The following is a 3543-nucleotide window of genomic DNA, read 5'->3' as shown; positions in this document are numbered from 1 at the left end:
CACCTCGGGGACGACGAGCAAACCCAAGCTCGCCGTGCTCTCGCACACGAACCTGCTCAGCATGGCGGCGCAGTTGCAGGACGTGGACCCGATGGAGGCCGAGGACGAGTTCGTCTCGTTCCTCCCCCTCGCCTGGATCGGGGAGCAGATGATGACCGTCTCCCGCCACGTCCTGGTCGGTTTCCCGGTGAACTTCCCCGAGGAGCCGGGCACCGTACGCCAGGATCTGCGCGAGATCGGGCCGCGCGTGATGTTCTCGCCGCCCCGCATCTGGGAGAACCTCGTCTCCGAAGTGCAGGTGATGGTGGAGGACACGACGCCGCTCAAGCGCCGCGTTCAGGCGTGGGCCATGAGGGTCGGCGGGGAGGCGGCCGACGACGCGTTCGAAGGGCGGACGCCGGACGGCCCGGGGCGCTTCCGGCGCCGGATCGCGGAGGCGGTCGCCATGCGCCCGATCAAGAACCAGCTCGGCCTGACGCACCTGCGCGACGCCTACACGGGCGGGGCCGCGCTCGGGCCGGACGTGTTCCGCTTCTTCCACGCGCTGGGCGTGAACCTGAAGCAGATCTACGGGCAGACCGAGGTCGCCGGGATCTCGGTGCTGCACCGGGACGGGGACATCCGCTACCAGACGGTCGGGGAGCCGCTGCCCGGGATGGAGGTCCGGGTGGCGGGCGATGGGGAGATCCTGACCCGCGGTCCGGCCGTGTTCGAGGGGTACTTCGAGAACCCGGAGGCGACGCGCGAGACGCTCGTGGACGGCTGGTTGCACTCGGGCGACGCCGGATACTTCGACGAGGAGGGCCACCTCGTCGTCGTCGACCGGCTGAAGGACGTGATGTCGCTCGCGGACGGGACGACCTTCTCGCCCCAGTTCATCGAGAACCTGCTCAAGTTCAGCCCCTACGTGAGCGAAGCGGTCGTGTTCGGCGGCGAGCACCCGTACGTGGCCGGAATCATCGCGATCGACTTCGAGAACACGGGGCAGTGGGCGGAGCGGCGCCAGCTCGCGTACACGACTTTCACGGACCTGTCGCAGAAGCCCGAGGTCTACGATCTGGTGCGGGCGCACGTCGAGTCGGTGAACGGGGACGTGCCCGAGGCGGCCCGCGTGCGGCGCTTCCTCCTGCTGCACAAGGAACTGCACGCGGACGATGCCGAACTCACGCGGACCCGGAAGGTGCGGCGGCGCTTCGTGGCCGAGCGCTTCGAGTCCCTGATCGCGGCGCTGTACGGGGAGGAGGATTCCGTGACCGTGGAGATGGAGATCACGTACCAGGACGGGCGCACGGCCCGCGTGAAGCACGACCTGCGGATCGAGCGGCTCGATGGATCCGAGGGAGGGGCGTGACCATGGACCAGTTCCTGCAACTCACGGTGGCGGGCCTGGGCACGGGCATGATCTACGCGCTCGCCGCGGTGGGGTTCGTCATCATCTACAAGGCGAGCGACGTCATCAACTTCGCGCAGGGGGACCTCCTCCTGTTCGGGACCTATCTCATCTTCTTCTCCCTCGTCCAGATCGGGCTCCCGTGGACCGTTGGCGTCCTGCTGACGATGGTCGTGGCGGCGGGGATCGGCGTCGCGGTCGAGCGCACCGTGCTCCGGCCGCTGATCGGCGAGCCCATCATCTCGATGATCATGGTCACGATCGGCCTCTCGAGCGTGTTGCGCGCGATCGTGCACGCGATCTGGGGACCGCAGCCCCGCACCTTCCCGTCCTTTCTGCCCGAGGGCGAAGTGATGCTGGGATCGGCCGTCGTGAGCGCGGACCGGCTGGTGGCGATTCCGCTGGCGCTCGCGCTGCTCGCCGGACTCGCGCTCTTCTTCCGGCGCACGCGGAGCGGGATCGCCATGCGGGCCATCGCGGACGACCAACAGGCCGCCCTCAGCATGGGGATCAGCATCCCGCGCGTGTTCGCGACCGCGTGGGCGCTGGCGGCGGCTACGGCCGCGATCGGCGGGATCATGCTCGGCAACATCGTGGGCGTGACCCCGAACGTGGCGCAGATCGGCCTGCGCGTTTTCCCGGTCGTGATCCTCGGCGGACTCGACTCGATCCGCGGCGCCGTCGTCGGGGGCGCGATCATCGGGCTGCTTGAATTCTATGCGGGCGGCTACATCGGCCACGGGCTCAACCTCATCGTCCCGTACATCGTGCTGATCATCGTCCTCATGGTCCGCCCGTACGGACTCTTCGGAAAAGAAATCATCGAGCGCGTGTAGGCGCGCAGGCAGGCGAAGGGGAGAATCGCGTGGAGAGCGGCGTCTTTCACACGGACTATCGAACGGACATGGGGCTCCGGCGCGTGCCGGCGGAGCGCATCCGGCTCGGCCTGTTCGCGGCGGCGCTCCTCGTCTTCCCGTTCCTCGCGTCGCCCTACTGGCTCAACCTCGCGAACCAGATCGCGATCGCCACGATCGGCGCGCTGGGGCTCAACATCCTCGTCGGCTACACCGGTCAGGTCTCGCTGGGGCAGGGCGCGTTCATGGCCGTCGGGGCGTACACCTCCGCGCTGCTCACGCTGAGGCTGGGCCTGCCGTGGGGCGTGAGCATCGTGGCCGCGTGCTTCGCGACGGCGGCGGTGGGCGTCTTCTTCGGCCTCCCTTCGCTGCGGCTCAAGGGGCTCTACCTCGCGATCTCCACGCTCGCCGCCCAGGAGATCGTCGAGTGGGTCGTCACGCACTGGCCCGCGCTCACCGGCGGGGTCGAAGCCGTCGTCGTCCCGGCCCCGCGGCTCTTCGGGCAGCGGCTGAACACGGACTTCGGCTTCTACTGGCTCGGCATCGCCCTGGCCGGAGCCACGGCGCTGTTCACCGCGAACCTCTTCCGCTCCCGCATCGGCCGCTCCTTCGTCGCCGTCCGCGACCAGGACATCGCGGCGAGCGTGATCGGCGTGAACGTGTTCGGAACCAAGCTCCTCGCCTTCGCGACTTCGTCGTTCTTCGTGGGGCTCGCCGGCGCCCTCACGGCCTACTACCGCAACATCATCTCGTGGGAGCGCTTCACGCTCGAGACCAGCGTCCTCTACCTGGCCATGATCATCGTCGGAGGACTGGGGACGATCCGCGGCTCGCTGTTCGGGGCGGCGCTCATCACCCTCCTCCCCGCCACGATCGCGACGGTCGGGCGGGAACTGCAGGGGTCGGCGCCCGCGGTCGCGGCCCTCCTGCCCAGCGCGCAGCAGGCGGCGTTCGGACTCGTCATCATCCTCTTCCTGGTGTTCGAGCCCGAGGGCCTGTCCAAACTGTGGCGCAACGTGAAAGACTACTTCTACGTGTGGCCCTTCGCGTACCGCCGCGGAGAGGGCCGCTGATCGCTCCGAAGCCGGCAGAAATCCGGTACAGGAAGAGGTCTCGGGATATGCGCTCGACTCGATTCGCATTCACGACCGCCGCCGCGGGCGGTTTCATCCTGTCCGTCGCGCTCGCCGCGTGCGGGGGCTCGGGGGAGAGAGCGGAGAACGAGGTCCTGATCGCGGCCATCTTCGACCTCACGGGTCCGACGGCCGACGTGGGGCTCGACTACGCCGAGGGGGTGCA

At 68.7% G+C, this 3543-nt stretch carries 3 protein-coding genes; all 3 read left to right on the top strand.

Features of this window, described 5'->3' with window-relative positions; genetic code table 11:
• Positions 1–1351 (top strand): AMP-binding protein (locus RN743_RS15770; protein ID WP_310781262.1); only part of this gene is annotated, 1351 nt, incomplete at its 5' end.
• 2 nt (positions 1352–1353) lie between these two features.
• A complete protein-coding gene (locus RN743_RS15765; RefSeq protein ID WP_310781260.1) occupies positions 1354–2226 on the top strand; it encodes a branched-chain amino acid ABC transporter permease in 873 nt (290 codons plus the stop codon).
• 29 nt (positions 2227–2255) lie between these two features.
• Positions 2256–3317 carry a branched-chain amino acid ABC transporter permease gene (locus RN743_RS15760; protein WP_310781258.1) on the top strand — a complete coding sequence of 354 codons (1062 nt, stop codon included), beginning with the start codon at positions 2256–2258 and terminating at the stop codon, positions 3315–3317.
• Positions 3318–3543 lie beyond the last annotated feature (226 nt).

The sequence above is a fragment of the Candidatus Palauibacter scopulicola genome (genome assembly GCF_947581915.1).
In the GTDB taxonomy this organism is placed as follows: Bacteria; Gemmatimonadota; Gemmatimonadetes; order Palauibacterales; family Palauibacteraceae; genus Palauibacter; species Palauibacter scopulicola.
This window is presented reverse-complemented; position numbering and strand designations above follow the sequence as displayed.

Bases quoted from the DNA above. Each gene is read 5' to 3' on its own strand.
- RN743_RS15765 (WP_310781260.1), top strand. From the start codon at position 1,354: ATGGACCAGTTCCTGCAACTCACGGTGGCGGGCCTGGGCACGGGCATG.